This window comes from Pseudoduganella sp. jia 9 (assembly GCF_055502615.1).
Map to the genome: position 1 here is coordinate 108,968 of NZ_JBUPWE010000018.1, position 22,515 is coordinate 131,482.

Below are 22,515 nucleotides of genomic sequence, written 5' to 3' on the forward strand. Positions count from 1 at the left end.
CATAATGAATTTTACGGCGCGTGAGCATGCCGATACTCATGTAGGAACTCTTGGATTCCGTTCCGGTAGCGAGAAAGCGTTGGGCGTAGCCATAGGTCAGACGTGGCTGGTTTAGTGGCAGCCCGATGCCGGCGCACTAGGCACTCCAACGCTTGCTTTCAATAGTGCTTAACAAAAAGTAATTTTCATATGACCTCCTTCGTTCGACGCTTGGGTGCGAATCAAGTCGGCCGTGATTTTGTCGTCGGCGACGTTCACGGTTGTTTTAGTAAATTGCAGGCAGGGCTGGATCGGCTCAAGTTCAATTGTGACGTTGATCGCCTGTTCAGTGTCGGTGATCTCGTCGACCGGGGTCCTGAGTCAGCAGCGGTCGCCGCGTGGCTAACCCGACCCTGGTTTTACGCCGTACGTGGCAATCACGAGCAGACGGCACTGGACTATCTCGTCGGCGACCTGGAATACTTGGACTATCAAAAAAATGGTGGCGCCTGGTTTTTGGAACTAGATCCCCTGTATCAGGAGAAAATTGCTATCCAGTTCGATGCACTTCCTGTAGTTCTGGAGATAGAGACTGCGTCAGGCCTGGTTGGCATTGTGCATGGTGACTGTCCATTCGCCTCGTGGGAAGAGTTAATTTCCGGATTGGAAGGCGAAGATGCACCTCAAGTCGCAGATACTTGTCTATATAGCCGCAGGCGTATCAACGCGATGGATGACTCTGGCGTCGCAGGCATAGCCAGAATATTTGTCGGGCACACCCCTGTGCCGACACCAATTGTGCTTGGAAACGTGCACCATATCGATACAGGGGCAGTTTTCGGCAATTGTCTGACAATCGCCAGAATAACTGATGTGGCTGCGCGAGGGTGCCGCAACTTGCTGTAGACCAGTAGCTTTGTAAATGGCTGCCAATTCTTGTCTTAATAATCAGCCATATGATTCGACTTCAGTTTCGGAGTATAAGCAGCCTGTGTGCTAAGCGGCCTCGCAGAGCGGAGGTTTCGCTAGGAATAAACTGGCGAAATTGCTTGCAATCTACGTGGCGATGAGCGTGCTGGGGTAAGGTACTATCATATGAAACCAAGCTCTATAGGGTCACAGCTACGTAATATTTCGTGCTTTGGATTTCAGCGGATCATGCACTTTTGCGGTGAATGAAAAGCGATAGGTGTTACGTTAGTCTGGAACGGAGTATTTATCGTGGTTTGGACATTGATATCAACGCCTGAGCTATGAAATTGAGGAAAATCTATGAAAGCTATTCATTTTGTCGAAAAGCTCAACAAGGTAAGGAAAATCTCCGAAGTTCCGTTGATCTATGAAAGCGGGAATTGGGACGTGTCGGAGGCGATAGCGTCGGCGCTGATCGGCGGCGATCTCTATCTTCATACTGCACAAAGTGAACCTTCCCATTTCGGTGGGCGAATTTTGGGTTATCGTGTGCTGTCAACGGAACCGGTAGGGCGCATCGTGTTCCAGATCTCGCCAACAATGGATCACAAAGGTGTGCGCGCAGGGCGAGAGGGATGGGGTAACGAGCAAAAGCGTGTTCAATAGGAATTGTTGAGTTGCGATAACTGGAGTGGTTGACTTTTGTGCTGATTCCCGATTTCAACTATCGCCTTGGAGCGCTCAGCCGAATGAGATAATGTATATGGTGAGAGATTGGCAATGCGGAAAATTGCCGTCGCTGAGTCTCGCTGATTGAGCTGATCGAGTGTCTCTTTGCCAACGCGAATCAGGCGTGGCGCACTGAACTTCTAACTACCTGATTCCCAGACCTTGCATGATTGGGGTGTACACTTGTAAGCCGCTTTTATCGTGCCGTCCGTGTTTGACTAATAGACAATCTTGACTGCTAACTTAACGCTTCTCCGTCACTGGACGATGCTCCGCCTTATACCGCGAGCGCCTGCCAAGATCGCCGTCAGGGACTTGCAGCAGCAGCTTTGCGATGCGGATTTCACGGTAACCACGCGTACCGTCCAACGTGACCTCATCGAGTTATCGACTCTGTTTCCGCTGATATCCGACGATCGGGAAAAACCGTATGGCTGGAGTTGGCAGCGCGGGGCATCCAGCTTCGACCTTCCAGGACTGTCAATTCCGGACGCGCTGACGCTGACGCTGGTCGAGCAACATCTTTGCAACCAGCTTCCTCCTGCAGCACTGGACGCACTGCAGCCCCAATTTCGCTCTGCGGCACGAGTTCTCAACGCCATGGAGCAATCAGCCGGTTCAAAGGCCTGGCTTAGCAAGGTGCGCACGATAGCTCCCCTGCAGCCTCTGCAGGCCCCGGTGCTTGATGAACATTGTCAACGAACTGTCTATCAAGCCTTGATGAAAGATCTGCAGCTGAAGTTAAGTTATAAGAAGCGGGATGCAGAGATTGCGACGGTTTACCCCGTTGTCCATCCCCTGGCAATAGTTCAGCGCGGCGGGATCGTCTACCTGGTGTGCACCTTCGCCGACTACAAGGACGTACGCACGCTTGCCTTGCATCGCGTTAAACAGGCTGAACTCATTTACGCGTCTGCACGAAGAAGCCCGGACTTCGACCTGGATGCCTTCATCGCCGCAGGCGCGTTCGGTTTCCTGACCGGGCCCCCTATCGTCCTGCGCGCGACATTCCAGCGCCCGGTGGGCGAGCATCTTTTCGAAACACCGCTGTCACCTGACCAGATACTCGAAGTGCAAGACGATGGGTCGATCCATCTGACCGCGACCGTTGCCTCGACACGTACGCTTGTTTTCTGGCTTACCGGTTTTGGCGCTGCCGTCGAGGTACATAGCCCGGCGAAGCTGCGCGCTGAGTTGAAAGCCACGGCAATCGCCATGGCTGCAAACTATAACTAGCAGATCGCCTTGCGACGCAGCTTGTCGCGTTCCAGCGTAGCTGCGGAGGTCGCCGGCAGCATGCATATCGGCAGAACGGCCTGGGCATCCTGTCCCTTGTCGATACATATTATTCATGGAGGCAGGGTTGACCGAAAAAGGCCTGGTGCATTTTATACACGGCAAAGAAAGCGGGCCCCGCGGCAGCAAGATCGTCGCGCTGTCGGACGTGGCGGGCAACCTCGGCTGGCAGGTATGCAGCCTCGACTATTCGCACACGGTTGATCCCGCGGTGCGTCTTGAGCAACTCCTTGCCGCATGTTCCGGCGAGCGCCGGCCTTTGGTGCTGGTCGGTTCGAGCATGGGGGGATGGGTAGCCGCCGAGGCCGCCCAGCGGCTTCATGCGCATGGGGTATTCCTGCTGGCACCTGCCTTGTACATGCCCGGCTATCCCAGCCAGGAGCCTGTATTGTCCGGCGAGCAGACCGAGATTGTCCACGGGTGGGACGACGAAGTAATCCCGTATGACACTGCGGTTCGATTTGCGCGCCTGCGACAGTGCACTTTGCATCTGGTGCAGGACAACCACCGGTTGAGCAATTGCATTCCTCAGTTGTGCAAGCTCTTTGCCGCATTTCTCGAAAGAATCGCCCCGCAGGCTGATGTCGCAATTCCTCTTAACGTTCAATTAAAGGAGTAATCATGAGCATTTTTCGCGCAGTGCCACGCCCCACCTTCGATCCTGAAAAAGTTTATAAGCGGCACCCCGGCGCTCGCTTGCCAGGAAATGTCCCGTATTTTGTCGATAATTTGTGGGAATACACACGGCCGGACGATAAACCTTCACGGCGCTATGGCGTGTATGCCAGCCCGACCGCAGCATTGGCACTGGATGGCGCGGCCGGCGTGGGGATGAAGCAGGATGGCTTCGTCGCATGCCGCGTTGAATGTCGCACTTCACCGAAGACGTTTCAACTGTCGGTGGCGGATGCGCGCTACCACCCCGACGTCAAGAAATTGCAACGAGTGGTCCACGACCGGCTGGCGGGGCATCCCCCCATCGGACTCGAAAGCAAGCTCGCCCTGGCGCCGCTTTTTTTGCCCGGAGTGACGCGCGACGAGTTAAGTCGTGCCATGGAAGGAAATGCCGAGCTTGGCGGTTTGGTAAGGGAGCTTGCGGCCCTTGTCACCCTGTGGTCAGACGCGCCCGACTCCGCTGCTGGCGAACTGATCTTCGAGATCGACGTAGACAACACCTACACCTTGCATCCGGTCTAAAAATTGGGGTTTTGCATGCGTCACATTTTCCTGCTGGGTGATTCGATCTTCGACAACGCTCCTTATGTGCCGCCGGGGTGTGAGGTCCGGGCGCAACTGCAGGCGTTGCTGGGTGACGGCCATCGTGTCGTTCTGCTGGCACGCGACGGCGACGTGCTGGCGGACATGCGGACGCAGGTAAGCCGCCTGCAGGGCATGTCGGCCGAGTCCACGAACGTCATCGTAAGTTGCGGTGGCAATAACGTCCTTGGGCTGGTAGGGTATATGCAGTCCGGTGTCAAATCAGTCATCGAGGCAACGGAGATGCTGGCGTCATGGCAAGCCGACTTTCGCCTCGAATACCGGCATATGCTCGGTGAAGTGTTGGCACTGGGTTTGCCAGTAGCGATTTCAACCATCTATGACAGTGTGCCGGGTCTTTCACCTGGCCTGCGTACCGCATTGGCTGTATTCAACGATGTAATCCTGCGCGAAGCGGCGGAACGAGGTCTGCCTGTGCTCGATCTTCGACTGGTCTGTAACGAACCCGGCGATTACTCACCGGCTTCGCCAATTGAACCTTCCCGGCAGGGCGGGAGCAAAATCGCTGCTGCGATCGCTGAATTGGTGCGCTCGGAGGCTGGCCAGCGGACGGTCGTCTTCGGCCCAGGCAAGGATTAAGACTCATTTGCAAGGCGCCGTTACGTTGATCTGCAAATAGTGGACAAGTGCGCGCTGTCGTCTACCGGCTGGTCACGCTGATCCAGTCTCCAAGCCGCACTTCTTCCGTCACGTACATCATGGTGGCACGCAGGCGGAACTGCGCCAATCCACCAGCATTGACAATCTCGAGCGTCCCTTCATACCCTGTAAATCGATGACGGACCTTATCCCCTCGTGCCAGGCCGGTCTCCTCTTCCAGTGAGCGCGCCTCGATTTCATCGATTTGCCTGCGAAGCCAATTAAGCTCATCTTCCGCCTGCATCCGGCTCTGGCGAAGCTGTTCCATTTGCTCCCTCAAAGAACGCGTTCGACGATACACAAGCGCCTGCTGTTCGGGTTTGATCGCGCCAGCGCGGCGCAAAGCGGCCTTATGGGCGCGAAGCTGGGCGATCAGTGCGTCGTTTTCAGTAGGGAAAGTAGGTAAAAGTTGAATGTCCAGGCAATCTTCGTCCAGGCGGCCACGCTCCACCAAACTCTCCATGGCCTGAACGTCTCTCATTAGGTTGCGCCTGGTCGCCAGGTCAATCTGCACGGCTTGCCAGTTGCCATGATCGTCCATACTGCCGATTACATAGGCCATCAGAAATTCGAATTCGCCCGCATTGCCGATGCTTTCCCGATGGCGGACAAGATACCAATGATCTCCTCCAGTTATCTCGCTCTCGGGAACCGTTGCCGGGTTGAACAGTGGTCCGTCGTACCGCATGGCGAGGAAAGGTATTCCGTTCACCATGTTCAGGCCCACTACAGCCTGATTGTCATTCCAGAAAGCGTCGACCGGATCGGCGTCCGCCTGCCCAGGATCAGCAAGCGAATTGCGAATGGCCTCAAGCGAAAGCAGGCGTTTTGTTGCCGTCGACAGTCCTGCAATCGTGCTCGGTTTGGGAAGTGAACGCGAGATTTGGGCAAGATGAAAAAGATCGCCGACAATCGGCGCGGAATTGGCGGCAATTGCCGCCGCCTGGGCCGGGCTAGCCTTACATAGCGACCAATACGCCTCGATTTCGACCCGGCGGGCTTTTTCGGCCTCCGCTAGCATGCGGTCGGCCTCGCGGTTTGAAAGTTCCCCAATCTCGCACACACACCTTGTCGGTCGAGGAGGGCAATCCGGAGGCGTATCGTTTCGCATGGCATTTTGCCTATACACGCTTAGCGCAGGAATCCGATTGCCGAAGACACTGGCGATTTCAGCACGCACTCCTGCATGAGTGCCTGGACGAAGGCCGCCGCCGACGTGACCGGGCGGAAGCGATTCTGGCGGACCACGGCCGCGAAATCGCCAGGGGTAAGATTGCGCAGCGTGCGCAACCTGCCCAGTTCAGTCGCCGTCGCGGGCTCGAGCTTGAGGCTGGCGAGGTAACGTGCAAGCAGCAGTGCCGCCTGATCCGGCAACAGGAAATCGAAGCACACTTTCAGGTCGAACCTGCGCAGCGCAGCGGGATCGAGACCAGCCATCAAGTTGGTCGATGCGATGAACACGCCGGAATATGCTTCCATCCGCGTCAGCATTTCGTTGACCATCGTGACTTCCCAGGACTGCCGCGCATGGGCACGGTCCTGCAGAAAACTGTCCACTTCGTCGATGAGCAGCAGGGCGTTTTCGCTTTCGGCCCGACGAAATGCGGCGGCAATGTTCTTTTCGCTTTCGCCCACCCATTTCGATACCAGGTCGGACGCGGTGTAGAGCAAAAGTGGCATCCCCAGCCGTTCGGCCAGCCAGCGGCCATAGGCAGTCTTCCCGGTACCGGGCGGGCCATACAGGCAAAGCCTGGCTGCACGCGTTGCGGCAAGTCCGTCGGCAAGCTGTAGCATGTCAGTGCCTGTATTGAGCAGCGCGGCGTCATACTCGAGCGGCAGGCGTGCTGCGTCGCCTTGCTTCAACGACTCGAGTCCCTGGGCTTCGAGCGACTGGTCGATCAGAAATTCGACGGCGCGCGCAGCAGCTGCGGGATCGATATGCCCGCCGATGGTGCGCACCACATTGGCCGCGCGGCTGACAACCGCAGGTGCCAGTTGCGGCGAGGACGCGACGCGGCGAACGGCAGTGTCGTCGAGCATGCCGGCGCAGGCATGACGCACGATCCGTTCGCGCTGCGTGCGCGGTGGCACCGGCATCTCGATGACCATATCGAAGCGCCGCAGGAAGGCTGGATCGATGCCGTCGATCGTGTTGGACAACCACAGCGCCGGGACATCATTCTGCTCCAGCGTGCGGTTGAGCCAGGCCTTGCGCTTTTGCGCCGTGCTCTTGCGGCCAAACACGCGGTCGCCATCGTTAAAGACATCTTCCACTTCATCGAACAGGATCATGGCCTTGCGCTGCGAGAAGAAACTTTGCGCGGCGCGGAAAGCACGAAGGCGCCGCTCTCCCAGTACAGGATCGCCATCGGAGTCTTCGCTGGCGACTTCAAACAGCTGGCATTGCAGTGCTTGAGCCATCGCGCGCGCCAGTTCGCTTTTGCCGGTGCCTGGGGCACCGTGCAGGAAAATATTCACGCCCACTCGTTCAGTGAGCAGTGCCTGCTCGAGATATGGCTTCAACAGGGCAAGAGACTCCGCGAGATGCTCGTAGTCGGCCAGGTCGAGCATTGCCGGCGAGCTGGGGCTGACCATGTCCTTCAAGAGAGCCAGAGGGTCCGCTTCCTCGTCCAGGATCATGTCCGCAAAGCTGTCGGAGAGCAGATCCAGTTTGCTGCGCAGGTAGCCGCTGCTTCCCCGGTCGATCGCCAACAGGCCAGAGCGGGCCAGCAGGCCTTGCGAGCTGAGCGCGCTTTGCACGCAGCGGCGGTCGATGGCCAAGATGGTCGCCAGTGCGTCGATCACCTTCAGCGAGTTGAGCTGTCCAAGGGTGTCAGCGCAGTCGTCCAGTACCCGGTCATGGTGGATCGTCGCGGCGAACTCGAGGATGCGGCAGTCGGTTTCCGACAATCCGACCAGCTGGGAAAGCCGCGCCATGTTGGTACGCAATCCAGGAGGTGGGGCAAGGCGCGCCGCACGCGCCTCCGCGTCGACATGCAATTCCCGCAACTGGTTGCGAACGGCAGCGCTGTCAAAATCGAGCTCATCGTTGTCCAGCCAGTCGCCCACGCCGATAAAACGGGCTACCGCGTCCTCCGAGAAGCCATTGCGCATGACAAAGACCTTGTGACCGGACAAACGGACAAGGATGCGCAACATCCAGAGCTCGCTGATCGAATCAATCTCCTTGGCGGGGGAAGGGCTGGAAGCACGGCGGCGGCGGGTTTTCATAGAGCATCTCCTTAAGAGATACTCATCATAAGGAGGGGTGCGACCGATTGTGTCGCACCAGGACGACTGAGAAGGCGCCGTCCGTACCTTCATGGGTGTAGATGACCTGATAAAAAAGGTGTGTCGCGACTGCAACGCCAGACGACTAATAGACAGGGAATCGGGCAGCCTGCCCGGTTTCAGGGTGGCCCGGATAGACAAACCAAAACGCCTTAGCCATACTTTCCATGCGGCAATCACCTCGGCTTTCTCTCACCAAGTCTCCAACCTCATGACAAGTCCAATCACTCTTTGTGCCACGAACCGGCTTGCCCAGACCTTGCGTTCGGCGTTGCCGGAAGATGCTGCTGCGATATGGAACACGCCTCAGGCGTTTGCACTGGAGGCCTGGATGGACCAGCTTGGTGAGGAAGCCATGCTGTCGGGCGTCATAACGGCGGCAGTCCTGCTGGATGCGTTTTCCGAGAAGCTGCTGTGGCAGCAGGTCATTGCGGACAGCCTCAACCTCGACGATGCCCCTCTGTTCGATATCACGGCGATGGCGGTGAAAGCGGCGGATGCCTATGCCATGTCAAGGATATGGGCTCTTGATGCAGGGCAAGACGCAATGTCGCAAGAGGCTCAGCTGTTTGTACGGTGGCGCATGGAGTTCCAGCGCAGGCTTGGCGCGAATGGCTGGACCGTTGCCGTCGATCGTCGTGACGCGGTCGTGGGAGCGCTCGAACAGGGCGCCCTGCGGGTACGCTCACGCGTCGTGTTCGCCGGGTTCGATGAGCTGAATCCGCTTCATCACCGCCTGCGCGTCGCCCTGGATGCGAAGATGATTGCTTCTCTCATGGGAAACCAACCTGCCGCCCCACCAACAGTAACCGCGTTGGAGGATGTCGGTGCTGAATGCCAGGCGGCTGCGCGCTGGGCTGGCGCTCAGCTTGCAGCGAACCCATCATGGCGGGTCGGTATCATCGTTCCTGACCTGAGCAGCGTGCGCGACGATCTTGAGTACGCGCTGGAACAGGCGTTACACCCCGATCTGGATGGCCCAGCGTTTGCGGAACATCCACGTCGTTACAACTTTTCACTTGGCCGCACGCTTGCCGAAACGCCGGTCATCGCGTGTGCATTGCAGCTGCTCGGCTTTGCCAACGGCATAGACGAAATTGAGCAGCCAGTCCTGACCAGCCTGCTGCTGAATCCCTATTGGTCAGACAGCGTGAACGAAACCGATGCGCGTTCGGTACTGGATGCACAGGTGCGCCGGCGGCTAAGGCGCCATCTCAGCGTTGCACAGGTCGTCACACTGGCGTCCAGGCCGAGTGTACAGGCCAGCCTTGCATGTCCCATGGCACTCCACCACCTGTCGCAGCTGCTCAGCTACGCCGACATATGTGCCGGGAAGGCGCGTCTGCCGTCCGAGTGGGCAAGGATCGTGCGCGCTCTTCTGCATAAGGCAGGTTGGGCCGGCAGCAGTGCTCAGGAGTGCCGCATCCTGTCAAGCCATGAATACCAGGCGCGCGAGGCATGGTCCGAGCTGCTCGACCGCTTCGCCCGTGCCGACCAGATTATCGGCACGCTGCCGTTCTCGCAGGTGTTGACGCACCTGCACGGGCTTTGCCGTGAACGCATGTTTCAGCCGCAGACTCGTGGCACGCCATCCATTCATGTCGTCGGCATGCTTGAGAGCACCGGACTGCATTTCGATGCCGTGTGGGTCATGGGGATGCATGATGGCGCGTGGCCGCCGGCGCCTGCTCCCAATCCCCTGATTCCCGTCGCGCTGCAGCGAGCGCACGGCATTCCCAACTCGTGCGCTGCGGTGCAGTTGGCGTATGCACGCACGATCCTGCGGCGCCTGCAAGGCCAGGCACCGGTGGTGCATTTTTCATGTGCGCTAATGAACGGCGCGCAGGAACTGCGCCACAGCCCGCTCTTTGTGTTGGCGGCCGATGCCTCGACCGCCGCACCAGTGGAAGCAAAGCCGGCACGGCGGGACGTGGTCCTTGAGTGCCTCGATGACGCGATCGGTCCGGCACTCCAGGAGAACGAACGTGCACGTGGTGGCGTGTCGTTACTGCGGGCGCAGGCGCTCTGCCCGGCATGGGCGTTTTACCGGTACCGTCTCGGCGCTGCCGCACTAGAACGGCCGCAAGCGGGACTTGGAGCGCAAGACCGGGGCACACTTGTGCACGACGCACTTGAATGGTTTTGGAAACAGGTCGATAGCAGGCAGGCATTGGTGGATGTGGCTGCTGCTCCAGGAGCACTTGACCTAAAGATTCATGCGGCGGTCAACGCGAGCCTGGAAGCATACGAGGCCCGCATGGACGCAATGCCGGCTGGTGCGCGCGAGCTGGAAGTGTTGCGTTTGACCCGGCTGCTGCGTGAATGGTTGCAAGCGGAACTACGCCGTACGGATTTTGTCGTCCTTGAGTGCGAGCGTGAACTCAAGCACCAGATTGGCCCCGTGGCGCTGACATTGCGGATCGATCGGATTGACCAACAGAACGGCAGGCTCGTCGTCATCGATTACAAAACAGGAATTCCCGGCAGCATCAATAACTGGGCTGCGGCACGTATCACCGAGCCCCAACTGCCCATCTATGCGCTTGCCCTGTCGAGCGCGACGCCGACAGCGCCAATCGGGGCGCTGGTCTTTGGCAAAGTGCGTTTGGGCGAGTCGCGATTCGCAGGCCTGAGCGCTACGGATAATTTCGTCGACCGTGTGCGCGGCATGCACCATGTGCCCGGCGCGCCATTTGCTGCGTTTGCTGACTGGGGAGCGTTGCAGGCGCACTGGCAAGAGCGTATCGCCGCTGTAGCTGACGAGTTCGCACACGGGGTGGCCGGTGTCAGTATCGACGGTACTAGCGGGCTTGACTACTGCGAAGTACTGCCGCTGCTGCGCCTGCCAGAGCGCGAAGCGTATCGCATGGGGCTGTTCAATGAACCCGCCGGTCACAGCAACCAGCAGTCACGACAGGAACTCTGAGATGGAAAACGCACGCTTCATCCCGGCACTCGAAGAAGATGCACGCGCGCGCCGCCGTGCGCTCGACCTTGAGTCTTTCATTGTCCAGGCACCGGCCGGCTCGGGGAAAACCGAACTCCTGACCCAGCGATTCCTGGCGTTGCTGGCCCGCGTCGAGCATCCCGAAGAAGTAGTTGCCTTGACCTTTACGAACAAGGCCGCCGGCGAAATGCGCAGCAGGATCGAGTCCAGCCTGGGCATGGCAGCAACCCGGCCGCGGCCTGGGGATGAGCTACCGCACCGGCAAACCACGTATGACCTGGCGAGCGCTGTGCTCGAGTGCGACCGGGTGCGAGGCTGGAACCTGGTCGTGCATCCCGGACGCCTCAACATCCTGACCATCGATGCCTTATGCGGCAATCTTGCGCGTCAGATGCCTTATCTGAGCCGTTTCGGCCGCCAGCCACAGGTCGAACCCGACGCCACACGGTATTACCGGATCGCCGCGCAGGAAACACTTGCCATGGTAGAGGGGACAGATGCCGATGCACAGTGTGTGCGCAGTGCCCTGCGTTACTTCCATAACGACGCCTTCACTTTGGGTTCAATGCTCGCCAGCATGCTGGCACAGCGTGACCAGTGGCATTGCCATGGAACGCAAGTGCAGGGCGCACGCACCGGTGCGCAACAGGGCCTGGACGTGCTGGTGACCAGCATCCTCGTTGAAGCTGCCGAGGTCCTCGACGCGCCGGTACAAAAGCGGATCATGCCTGCAGCGCGCTTTGCCGCGACGACAAACGATGAGCTTGCCGCACTCCTTGACTGGAACGAAGTGCTGACGGGACAGGCCAGCGAGCTGGCGGCGTGGCATGCGCTCGCGTCGCTGCTTCTGACTTCCGCTGGCAAGGTTCGCCGCACGTTGAAACGTCCGGACGGCTTTCCTGCTGGAGATACGCAATCCAAGTCGCTGCGCGACGACCTGCTGCATCTGCTGGATGAATTGCCCGCTGAAGCGGCGACCTGCCTGCACGGACTGCGCAGCCTGCCGCAGCCGAGTGCGATCCAGGACGGCTGGGAGATGGTCGACATAATGGACCGCCTGCTGACCGTGGCAGAAGCCCGCCTCAGGCTTGTGTTTCGCAAGGCCGGCGCGGTCGACTTCGTCGCGATTGCGCAACATGCGCTGGGTGCGCTAGGCACCGGGGATGCGCCGACGGATCTGACCCTTGCGCTCGAGTACCGGATCTCGCACCTGCTGATCGACGAGTTCCAGGACACGAGCCCTAGCCAAGTTGCGCTGGCCGCGGCCTTGACGCGGGGGTGGCAGCCAGGTGACGGACGGACGCTGTTCGTCGTCGGCGACCCGATGCAGTCGATCTACCGTTTCCGCAAAGCGGAGGTTGGCCTGTTCCTGGACGTTGCGCGCCAAGGCATCGGCGACATCAGCCTGGAACACCTGCAATTGCATCGAAATAACCGTTCCGATCCCGTAGTCGTCGACTGGATCAATGCTGTTTTTCCTTCTGTCTTTCCACGGCAGGCAGATGCCCGTGCCGGTGCTGTCAGCTATGCCTCCTGCTCGACAGATCGCCCGGCATGTGGCCATGCGAAAGTCAGCGTTCATGCCGTGCGTGCGGGTCAAGACGAGGAAGCACTCGGAAGCGACGAAACCAATCGCGTTATTGGAATCATCGATGCGACGCGCGCCGCCCATCCAGAAGCAAGCATTGCCGTTCTGGTCCGGGCCCGTCGACACCTCGACGATCTGGTAAATACCATCCGGCAGCGGCGGCCTGATCTGCTTCATCAGGCGGTCGAAATGGAATCTCTGTCGGGCCGCCAGGTCGTCCAGGATCTTCTGTCGCTTACCCACGCCGTGTCGCACCGGGCAGACCGCGTGCATTGGCTGGCGATCCTGCGCGCCCCATGGTGCGGTCTCACGCTCCACGACCTGCACCGCATGGCCGGCGACGATCACGACAGCACGATCTGGCAGCTCATGCATGACGATCGACGTCTTACAACCTTGTCGCAGGATGGGCAGCAGCGGCTGCTGCATCTTCGCATGGTGTTGGAAGAGGCGTTCGCCCACCAGGGGCGGCAACTGCCAACCCGTTGGATCGAGCAAATCTGGCGACACCTTGGCGGCCCGGTTTGCTTGCGCACCGATGCCGACCTGCAGGATGCGGACGCCTACTTCACCTTGCTGGGACAATGCACGCGCTCCGGCAACATTGATCTGGAATTGCTCGTTGAACGTGTAGAGAAGCTGTACTCAAGTCCGAATCCCGACGCCGCAGCTCGCCGGGTTCAATTGATGACGATCCACAGGTCGAAAGGACTGGAATTCGATTGCGTCATCGTACCCGGACTCGGCCAATTACCTCGTCCACCGGACAGGCGCCTGATGTTGTGGGAGCGTCTTGATGTACCCACGGCAGGCACGTGCATTATTCCAGCTGTTATGCCGCCGAAAGTCAGCGAGGATACCGAGGGCGACTCGGGCACCGGTAAAGGAGTAGACCTTATCTATAAGCTACTGCAACGGATGGAGGCCAAACGCGAGCATTTTGAGGCGCAGCGCCTGCTGTACGTGGCAGTGACGCGTGCGCGTCATTCGCTCTATCTGCTTGGGGCCCTGAAGGAAAAAGAAGGTGAATTCGAGCCTGCAAAGGGAAGCCTGCTGGCGCTGCTGTGGGACAGCCCGGCTAAGAAGGCGTTTGTTCAGGCCGCGCTTGCCTCTGTGCCGGGCAATATCGAGGCGCAGCACACAGCCCAGCAGAACGAGTTCGTAGCTCCACTCGTGCGCTTGCCTAGTCGAGTGGTGGCCGGCCTCGCAGAACAGCGAAATCATCGCGCGCCAAACTCCAAGGCCGGAGCTGTTATTAGTAAGCTCGACCGTGATGAATCAGAAATCTCGCTGGATGCGGCAACGGGTACGCTCGTTCACCGCTACCTTGAAATGATCGCAAACGACGGTTTGGCGTTATGGCCGGTAACACGCTGTGCGGCATTACAACCGGCCTGCGAAGCCTGGCTGCGTAGCCAAGGGCATTCTCACCACTCTGCCATTGAAGGCACAAAGCGCGCGCTGCACGCTTTGTGCAAAGTGCTAGAGTCGGACATCGGCAAGTGGATTCTGAGTGAACATCAGCAAGCGCATGCCGAGAAACCGCTGACGAGCCGTTTGCAGGATGACGCTGGTCAGGTGAATCACATTGTCGACAGGACGTTTGTGTTTCAAGGCGAGCGCTGGATCATCGACTATAAGACTGTCCGCTGCAATGAGGCACATCCACGGGATTTTCTGGAGCGTCATGCTGAGGAGAATTATCGTGCGCAACTGGAGCGGTACGCCGCGCTATTTGCTGATCAACGTTTAAAGATGCGGACTGTAATTTTCTACGTACTGCAAGCTGAGTTGGTCGAGCTGGAGCTTGCGTAAAGCTATTCGGAGATTATTGCAAAGGACGGTGCTGCGCTGAATGTCAGTGTTTATCAAACAACTATAGATCCCAGACTGTTCGAGCTCGAACTTCACAAAATTGCGTAAAATGAAAGTAATTTCTTACGGCTTCGCGGTTTTTTACGGTCGTGACAGTTCGTAGATTTGTCCGGCTGCGACCTGTAACGCTAGCAAGCGATCGCATTCAACGTAGCGGCCCTTCACATCTGACTAGGATTATTTAAAGAGGTCATAAAACTACTTGAAGAGACGATTCGGCCTTGGACGTCACTTTTTCTTGATGACCTGCCTATTGCGCTAGTTCGTCAGTGGATTTGTTTCACAATGCCAACTGGAAAGGCATTTTCCGCCGCCCGCGGACAGAATCCCGATTCAAAGGAGCCCACATGCCAGTAGAGGAAAATTTTAACAAAAAGGTGTTGGAAATCTGGCGTCAGCACATCAAGGAGCCTGCGTTGATGCCGGCCCACTATCCGCCCGGCCATTTTCAACAAAACCTAAAGCTGCTGATGCTGGGGATGAACCCCGCCTTTAGCGCGAATTCCATTCAAAACCGTCTAACGCTTTTAAATATTCATTTAGATGCAGATGAGATCTTTGGCTGGTTTCCCGATAAAAAACTCCACTATGTCCATCACTTATTCGAAGTGGAGAACCACGCATTTGCGAACTATCTGAGGTTCTTCGGGCCGCTTAGGCGATTCGCGGAAAATGTCGGTTGCATAAACTCATACAGTCATCTGGACCTCTTCCATTGGCGGCAAACCGAGCAGAACAAGTTCCTTCAAGTCATCGGCTTACCGGGCGCCCTTACAGAATTTGGCCTCGCGCAGGTCGCGCTAACACGTGAGACGATCATGGCTTTACGGCCGAAAGTGGTCGTTATCGCCAACGCGACTGCCGCCAAAATAGCCTTCAAATACCTTCCTCTGAAGTATCTGCCAGACTCAGGTACTCAGTGCGTCCTCCCCGATTTACCGGATACTCGGTTCTTTTTATCAGGGATGCTCTCCGGGGGGCGCGCGATGGACACTTTCTCGTGCATTAGGCTGGAAGATGAGGTTCGACGCTACCTGGACTCTATTGAATGTAAGTGGCCAGCCACCCCACCTAGCAATTGAACGGCAGTACGGCGAAACTCGAGTATCACAACGTCGAGGATAGTCATGGCCAGTCAACGAATACTAGCATCGAAATTACGCGAACGTATCGCGCAGTGGCGCAGCAGCGTGATGCTCGCCTAGGAGTATGCCGAGCAGCAGGGATTTTCACTGGAACGGCTCACGCACTGGGAGCGCGTCATCGAGCGCGACGCGCAGGGCCAGCGGCTGCTGCCCGGGCAGGTGCAGGCAGCGGCATCAGGTGCCGGGCCACTCGAGCCGCGCAGCCCGTCTGGCTGGACGATACGTATTGGCGCCGGCGCGGAGCCAGGGTTGCTGGCAGCAGTGCTGTCGGGGCTGCGATGAAGCTGCAGGCCCGATGCGATCTGGCTGGCAGTAGCGCCCGTGGACATGCGCGCCAGCATTGATAGCCTGTCGCTGTATGTACAGCGGGCGCTGGGGCGTATGCAGTGCGATGGCACGGCATTTGTCTTCAGCAATCGCCGCCGCGCCCGCCTCAAGGTCGGGTGCTGGGATGGCACTGGCGTGTGGATGTGCTTGGGCGTTGCATCGCGGCCAGTTCGTCTGGCCAGAGGCCGGCGATTTGAGCTGGCAGATCATCGCCGAGCAGAGGCGATGGCTGGTGATGGGCGTGGACTGGCAGCGCCTGTTGGCCCCGGCTTCGGCGCAGTGGCGCCTGTGACGTCAACTACTTGAATACGCGTTCCGTAAAGGCGGGTTAGAACCAACGAGGCTTTTCGCTGTTGGAGAACCGATATTAGATAGCCTCCCCCCCCGGGAATTCCTTAAAATTAAACAAGCCCATTAAATATAACATTGAATACCTACAGATCACAGCGTCAAAAATAAAATAGCTAGTAGCAAGTGTTGGGGAACTGCTCTCCGCGCTGGTTCACCGCTACGTAAGGCGGCTATCCAGTGCGGCAGTTTCAATTCAGCGTGAGCATCGAGAGTAGTTAGGACTGCAACAATGCACTCATTTCGTCCTTATAAGGCAAAATCGGGTTGTACAAACGGTGAAAAGCGCGGCCAATTGCACCCGAAAATAGGATCAGATCCGGATTCCGCGTTCCACCGTGGATAATATGATCAATCGCGATCCCTGGGTATGGGTCAATATAGTAAATCGCGGCGATGCCTAGTTGGTACGCCTTTTTTGCGCATAGCTCACATGGGCTCGCAGTAGTAAATAAAATGCCACCCTCAATACCTCTCCCGCCGTACTTGGAAATCTGGAGGAACGCATTTTCCTCCGCATGTAAAGAGCGAGTGTGCACTTGATTTTTCACCCCGGTGAGGGTGTTGTATTCCGATTTGAAACAATAAGAAATATTGCGCCCTGAAGCTTTAATCGGAATATATACCTCATTTCCCTTTTTAAAGTGTGCAATGTACTCTTTATTGTTCTTCTCATACTCGCTATATGCACTCTGATCCTGACCAGTAATTAAATCGTCACGGTTCCGCAAGACGCACGGAACTTGGCTGGCAGGTACATCGTTCCATCCAACCGCTTGGATGGAGAAGTTTTCATCAGTTATCGCAGCACCAACCTGCCTAGATATGCATCCCGAATTAAGCTTTGCTGTATAAGCAAGCTGCATGCATCGCTCTACTGCGGTAGGGGTAACAATGCCGGGACGTTTCATAAGTGAGACGAACCGAATAATTTGATCAGACAAACTAGAGTATTTTGATACCTCGTTGTTCTGATCTGGATTGCTAATATATATGTCCGCGCGCTGAATGCAGGCCTGAATATCTTGAACGGAGTAGGTTGCTATGTTTTTAAGGTCCCGGGCAACGTACTCTTCTTTGTCAATAATCTTTACATCATCGTCCGAAAATTTTAGCTTGTATAGCCGTTGTTTTCGTTCGTTATCGGGACAGGATACAGCCGCCAAATAGAAGGCAGCATACCTATCTTGGAAAAACATGGCTTCAAGATTGCTCCGGATTGCATCAATGACTATTAATGTACTTTTCTTAAGCTGTTTATTGGAATGCACAATCAGCTTGATGATCGTATTAATTTTCTCGGCTAATGTGAAGAATTTTCCGTCAATCAGGGTTCCGTTTAATGCGGAGCCGGATAAGCGAATATTTTTACCAATTTCCTGGTACAACTTAATAAAAGCACTCTCCCCCAATACCACTCGAAGCTCAGCGCAAAGTTTAGGTAACGTTTTAGTATAAAACTGAATAGTTAGCTCTGGAATATTCGATGATTTCTCTTCGTTGAGCGACGTTTCGATATTTTCCAATGATTTTTTAAGCTCGATAAAGTCAAGTTTTTTTTCCTCCTTCAGTAACTCTTGCACCTTCCCCATGATATTGGTCACGCCTTCCTCAATAAGGAATAGCGTAATAACTGAACGTACTTGAATTAATTCGAACTTCTGCCATGTGAGATCGAAATGGCGCTTTACGATTTTTTGCTTCCGCTCATCGTTATTAGAGGGGGAATTACTGCTGTGCAGAGAATTACGAATATCGACGTGCTCAGAACAGAGAATCTTCGCCACCGTAGAGCATCCGCTGCCTGTTCGGCCCGTGAGTCCTATAATGATAAGTTCATCATCTTTTCGGTAGATGGTATCGATGGCCGAGTGCAAGTAATTTTTCATACATTTAGTAATTAATATGCGGAAAAGTGAGAGTTCAGCATTTTTTGATCGGCCTATCTTCAACTTTCTTGGCCACATACGTCAGTGTAGCCTTTTCCATGGCGCAACCACAAGTATTAATCATTAAATACCTGGGGAGATGGGGGGCTGGCCGCTTACGATGCAGGGCATGCTATAGCGTTTGGCGGATGAAATCCGCTTCTGCCTCCTTTTCGGTGAACTCGGATAAGGCGATAGTGGCGTCGGTCAATGTGGGTTCATATGGTTGCGTTAAGGTCTTTGCGAACCCAACACTACCTCAGGACTCCTAATGGCCGCCCTCAAGCTGCCTTCCTAAACACCAATTCTGGCGAAGTCTTCATACACCACGCTGTGGGGCACAATCCACAACATTATGATGCGTCTAGGAGGCCGACGTGACACCGCTATGGCGCCGTGGCGTTCACATATCCGGCGCCTGAGCTCTAACGAGGCGCTGTGTATCGGAGAATTTTGCGTAGCTGCGTTGACGCAGGAAGCTATGGAAGCATCTGTTGATGTATTTCCTGCAATGGGGTGGCTGCAATCTTCGCTGTGTGCGCGAATGTCCGGGTAAGGTCGTCTCGATGTTTGACAGAGACCTTATAGCGGGACCGGTTCTCGATTGATGTCGTGCGACGTACTCCAGAGTTGTGGAGCACGGAATACCTCAATCACGCGTGCATGATTTCACGCGAATGGGCTGTCGCGGCAAAATATTTATCTTGATGGCTCGTTCATAAAGACTTGCCAATGATTTGCCACCTGCCACTGCACAAACAAAAACAGCGGGTTTATAACCCGCTGTTTAGTAAATAAATTCTTGGTCGGGGTGAGAGGATTCGAACCTCCGGCCTCTACGTCCCGAACGTAGCGCTCTACCGGGCTAAGCTACACCCCGACTGGTGAGGCATTATTAGACCAGAATTCAGGGCTCCTTGCAAGTATCTCAGCAGCAATCTGTGGCTGCCGCGATGCCAGCGAGCCTTTGCGCAGCTGGTTCCGTTATGATCCGGCCTCGCCAATATAACGGGGAAATTTCCATGGCCATCACCATCTACCATAACAACGCATGCAGCAATTCGCGCGGCGCGCTGGCACTGATCCGCGAGGCGGGTATCGAGCCCGTCATCGTCGACTACGTGAAGAACCCGCCCACCCGCACCGAACTGGCGGACATCATCGCCCGCGCCGGCCTGACGCCACGGAGCGCCATGCGCGACAAGGGAGACCTGTACGAACAGCTGAACCTTGCCGATCCGTCGCTGACCGATGACCAGCTGCTGGACGCGATGAGTGCCCACCCGGCGCTGATCAACCGGCCATTCGTGGTCACGGACAAGGGCGTGCGGCTGTGCCGGCCGCCCGCCGTCGTGCACGAGATCCTTTAAGGGCTGCGGAAAAGAAAAAGGCCGGCATGATGCCGGCCCAAATCACCTGATCCGCCGATGCTCAGGGCTGCGTCTGCAGGGCGACTTTGACAGGGTGTGCAGCGCGCTTGGCAAAGTCCGCCACATAAGCCTGCCATTGCGCGGCAGTCTTGATCTCGCCCGCGCCGCTCCAGGCACCGCCGGCGTAGTAGCGCAGCGGCTCGCCCGATTTCACCTGGGCCAGCACGAGGTTGTTCAGCGTATCGTCGGTGAAGTCCTGCGCGGTCGGCAGGATCACGGCGGTGCCGAACGCGCCCTTGCTGCGCTGTTCGATCCATTGCAGCAACGTGCCGCTGGTCTTGTCGCGCTTGACGTCGACCACGCCGTTCTCGCCCTTGTCGGTCGGGGTCTTGTTCAGGCCCACGGCGACTGTCAGCGTGGCCGGGCCCTGGAACTCGAACGTGCTGTCGATGCGGTCCAGCTGGTGGCCCGCGTCCACAGTGAAGCGCTTGACTTCGGTGACCGGCGTGCCGGCCGCGTCCCAGCTGGCGTAGCGCAGTTCGAAGATCGAGCGGATCGGGCCGTTGGCCAGCACCTTCCAGCCGGCATAGTTGGCCGACACGTGCAGTGTCTTGCCATCCCACACGCCGGTGCCGCCGGCACCGCGCGACTTGCCGACGTTGTAGAAGTCCATGCCTTCGCCTTCGTCCTTGTGGTAGTGGTCATGGCCCTTGTTGTACCAGCGGTCGACGATCGGGTACGGCACGCGCTTGAACCACAGGTCCAGGCCGGACGTCTGCAGCACTTCCTTGCCGCTGCCGGCCGGCGCCGGCGCCATCAGCGCGGGGCCGTAGGTGCGGTGCGCCAGCTTGTCGTTTTCCCACGCGAAGTCGTCGAGGCGCTCCTGGATGTAGCGTGCCGACGTCTGCTGCGGGAAGACCGGCGCGATCGCGTCGGACTTCTCCACCGTGTAGGTGGCGCTCTTCTCGCCGGCCTTGAAGCTGTGCTGGAAGATCAGTTCACCGTAGGCGGCGCCCACGTTGTGCGGATCCTTGGCCTGCGGCGCCACGTTGGTGACCTGGAACGGTACCGCCTTCCCGCTCGCATCCTTCACCGCGATGCGCTGGATCAGCGCGCCGGGCAGCGCGGCGTTGACGTCCTTCCACGGAATCGTCACGGTCTCGGACGGGCGGGCGCTGTCCAGGTCATGCGACAGCGTCACGCGCAGGTCGGCCGCGCTGGCCAGGTTCGCTGCCAGCAGCAGCGCGGGAAGGGAAGCCAGTCGGCGGGAAAAGCGGGTCATCTTCATCCTTTCATTGGTGTTCGCGGTAGTCGGTCTTGCCGCCATCCTTCGGCTGGTAATGGTAGGTACGCAGCTTGTACTCGACGCTGACCTTTGGATTCTTGAGCAGCTTGATCATCTCGGCGCCGGCCAGCAGCACCGGGCCGTAGCCGTGCAGCGCATGCACGCTGACCGGGCGGTTGTAGTAGTACACCTGGTCCGATGCCAGCGTGGTGCCCACGCAGGTGCCTTCGACCTGGCCCTTGTCATTGATCTTCGTCGTCACGCCGATCCAGCCGGCCTGCGCGATCGAACCGTACGTGGTGGGGCTGATCCAGCCCTGGTTGATCGCGTGGGCGATCACGTAGGTGAACATGGCCGAGGCGGAGGTTTCCAGGTACGAATCGTTCCGGTCGATCATCTGGTGCCACAGGCCCGTGCCGGACTGCAGCTCGGAAATGCCCTTGATCGCGCCGCGCAGCTGGTTCAGCACCTTGTCGTAGCCGGGGTGGTCCTTCGGCAGCACGTCGAGCAGGTCGCTCATCGCCACCACCGCCCAGCCGTTGGCGCGCGCCCAGTAGAAGCGCGGCGAGTTCGGCACATGTTCATGCCAGCCGTGCGCGAACAGGTTCAGCTGCGGGTTGTACAGGCGCTCGGCCATGCCCAGCACGTTGGCCACGGCCAGGTCGAAGTACTTGCGCTCGCCCGTCATGCGGCCCATCTCGGCCAGGGCGGGAATGCTCATGTACATGTCGTCGCCCCACAGCGAGACGGCCTGCGGACGCTTGCGCGCCATCGTGCCGTCGGCCAGGCGGAACTGCTTGTTGGCCACCCAGTCGCTGCAGCTGTCGATCATCCACTTCAGGTCCGGGCCGATCTTCTTCGCCTTGGCGCGCATCAGCGCCGCGCACATCGAACCGGTGTCGTCCAGCGAGCGGGGATCGATGAAGCGCGCGAAGCTGTTCTGGCGCTCCAGGTGGAACTTGGCTTCCTGGGCGCGGAAGTAGGGCAGGGTCTGGCCGAAGAAGTCGAAGTGGCGCTTGGTCATCGCCGTGAACTTGTTGTCGCCGGTGGCTTCGGCGGCACTCATCAGGCCCGCGTGCACCACGCCCATTTCATACACCATCACGCCGTAGTCGCCGGCCGCTTCGGCAATGGCCGCATCGGCCACGGGATTCTTGAAGTCGGTGATCGGCGCGCCGGTTTTCTTGTTGACGACATGGGTCGGCGTGGCGTGGTCCATGTAGGCGCGGATGCGGTTCAGCTGTTCGGTGATCTCGGCCACCACCGGCATCTTGTACGGTACCGGATACGTGCCTTCGGAAACATCCTTCAGGTTCTTGTTGTCCGGATTGCGGAAGGGGCCTTCGGCATGGGCGGTGCCCAGCAGCGTGCAGCAGGCCAGGGCGGCCAGCAGTTTGGTCGAGTTTTTCACCTTGTCTCCGTCAGGGTTGGCGTGGCTTATTGGTCAGGCCATTCTAGATTGGTCTGGCCAGTTAAGCAAGGTGGGCGACCACAATGGGGTCTGTTCGGAAAAAATGGTGGCCCTGGTGCTTGCTGTTGACGGGCTCAGGGGACTGAGCCCGGTGTTTGCGCGCACCG

At 57.7% G+C, this 22,515-nt stretch carries 16 protein-coding genes and 1 tRNA gene; 11 read left to right on the forward strand and 6 right to left on the reverse strand.

From position 1 onward, the window contains the following. Nucleotides 1-189: 189 nt before the first annotated feature. From ACY34H_RS23330 to ACY34H_RS23355, 6 genes are all read left to right on the forward strand, one after another. Complete coding sequence (locus ACY34H_RS23330; RefSeq protein ID WP_464979858.1) at nucleotides 190-885, forward strand: metallophosphoesterase; 696 nt, start codon at nucleotides 190-192, stop codon at nucleotides 883-885. Nucleotides 886-1,251: 366 nt separating this feature from the next. After that, entirely contained in the window at nucleotides 1,252-1,557 is a 306-nt protein-coding gene (locus ACY34H_RS23335) for a hypothetical protein (protein ID WP_464979859.1), read from the forward strand. A 378-nt stretch (nucleotides 1,558-1,935) separates the two neighbouring features. After that, nucleotides 1,936-2,856, forward strand: coding sequence for a helix-turn-helix transcriptional regulator (locus ACY34H_RS23340; protein ID WP_464979860.1), 921 nt, complete (start codon nucleotides 1,936-1,938; stop codon nucleotides 2,854-2,856). A 127-nt stretch (nucleotides 2,857-2,983) separates the two neighbouring features. Then, nucleotides 2,984-3,535, forward strand: a complete 552-nt coding sequence (locus ACY34H_RS23345) for a YqiA/YcfP family alpha/beta fold hydrolase (RefSeq protein ID WP_464979861.1) — start codon at nucleotides 2,984-2,986, stop codon at nucleotides 3,533-3,535. 2 nt (nucleotides 3,536-3,537) lie between these two features. Next, the gene (locus tag ACY34H_RS23350) at nucleotides 3,538-4,113 is read left to right on the forward strand and encodes a hypothetical protein (protein WP_464979862.1); all 576 of its coding nucleotides are present in this window, start codon (nucleotides 3,538-3,540) and stop codon (nucleotides 4,111-4,113) included. 15 nt (nucleotides 4,114-4,128) lie between these two features. Next, nucleotides 4,129-4,773, forward strand: coding sequence for an SGNH/GDSL hydrolase family protein (locus ACY34H_RS23355; protein WP_464979863.1), 645 nt, complete (start codon nucleotides 4,129-4,131; stop codon nucleotides 4,771-4,773). Nucleotides 4,774-4,834: 61 nt separating this feature from the next. Here the strand turns inward: ACY34H_RS23355 and ACY34H_RS23360 are convergent, their stop codons facing one another. Beyond that, nucleotides 4,835-5,854 carry a hypothetical protein gene (locus ACY34H_RS23360; protein ID WP_464979864.1) on the reverse strand — a complete coding sequence of 340 codons (1,020 nt, stop codon included), beginning with the start codon at nucleotides 5,852-5,854 and terminating at the stop codon, nucleotides 4,835-4,837. A gap of 110 nt (nucleotides 5,855-5,964) precedes the next feature. After that, nucleotides 5,965-8,064 carry an AAA family ATPase gene (locus ACY34H_RS23365; RefSeq protein WP_464979865.1) on the reverse strand — a complete coding sequence of 700 codons (2,100 nt, stop codon included), beginning with the start codon at nucleotides 8,062-8,064 and terminating at the stop codon, nucleotides 5,965-5,967. Between the two features lie 91 nt (nucleotides 8,065-8,155). Here ACY34H_RS23365 and ACY34H_RS23370 point away from each other — a divergent pair, with 91 nt between their 5' ends. From ACY34H_RS23370 to tnpB, 4 genes are all read left to right on the forward strand, one after another. Next, a complete protein-coding gene (locus ACY34H_RS23370) occupies nucleotides 8,156-11,050 on the forward strand; it encodes a PD-(D/E)XK nuclease family protein (RefSeq protein WP_464979866.1) in 2,895 nt (964 codons plus the stop codon). A 1-nt stretch (nucleotide 11,051) separates the two neighbouring features. Next, the gene (locus tag ACY34H_RS23375; RefSeq protein WP_464979867.1) at nucleotides 11,052-14,474 is read left to right on the forward strand and encodes a UvrD-helicase domain-containing protein; all 3,423 of its coding nucleotides are present in this window, start codon (nucleotides 11,052-11,054) and stop codon (nucleotides 14,472-14,474) included. Nucleotides 14,475-14,881: 407 nt separating this feature from the next. After that, nucleotides 14,882-15,616, forward strand: coding sequence for a hypothetical protein (locus ACY34H_RS23380; RefSeq protein ID WP_464979868.1), 735 nt, complete (start codon nucleotides 14,882-14,884; stop codon nucleotides 15,614-15,616). Nucleotides 15,617-15,985: 369 nt separating this feature from the next. Next, a complete protein-coding gene (tnpB, locus tag ACY34H_RS23385) occupies nucleotides 15,986-16,312 on the forward strand; it encodes an IS66 family insertion sequence element accessory protein TnpB (RefSeq protein ID WP_464979906.1) in 327 nt (108 codons plus the stop codon). A gap of 260 nt (nucleotides 16,313-16,572) precedes the next feature. Here the strand turns inward: tnpB and ACY34H_RS23390 are convergent, their stop codons facing one another. Beyond that, on the reverse strand, nucleotides 16,573-18,243 hold the full coding sequence (locus tag ACY34H_RS23390; protein WP_464979869.1) for a hypothetical protein: 1,671 nt from the start codon (nucleotides 18,241-18,243) through the stop codon (nucleotides 16,573-16,575). Between the two features lie 842 nt (nucleotides 18,244-19,085). After that, nucleotides 19,086-19,162: transfer RNA gene (locus tag ACY34H_RS23395), tRNA-Pro, on the reverse strand. 142 nt (nucleotides 19,163-19,304) lie between these two features. Between ACY34H_RS23395 and arsC the strand changes: the two genes are divergently transcribed. Then, a complete protein-coding gene (gene arsC, locus ACY34H_RS23400) occupies nucleotides 19,305-19,652 on the forward strand; it encodes an arsenate reductase (glutaredoxin) (RefSeq protein WP_464979870.1) in 348 nt (115 codons plus the stop codon). A 61-nt stretch (nucleotides 19,653-19,713) separates the two neighbouring features. Here the strand turns inward: arsC and ACY34H_RS23405 are convergent, their stop codons facing one another. Then, nucleotides 19,714-20,934, reverse strand: coding sequence for a DUF4861 domain-containing protein (locus ACY34H_RS23405; RefSeq protein WP_464979871.1), 1,221 nt, complete (start codon nucleotides 20,932-20,934; stop codon nucleotides 19,714-19,716). A 10-nt stretch (nucleotides 20,935-20,944) separates the two neighbouring features. Beyond that, nucleotides 20,945-22,348, reverse strand: a complete 1,404-nt coding sequence (locus ACY34H_RS23410; protein WP_464979872.1) for a glycoside hydrolase family 88/105 protein — start codon at nucleotides 22,346-22,348, stop codon at nucleotides 20,945-20,947. Nucleotides 22,349-22,515: the final 167 nt, after the last annotated feature.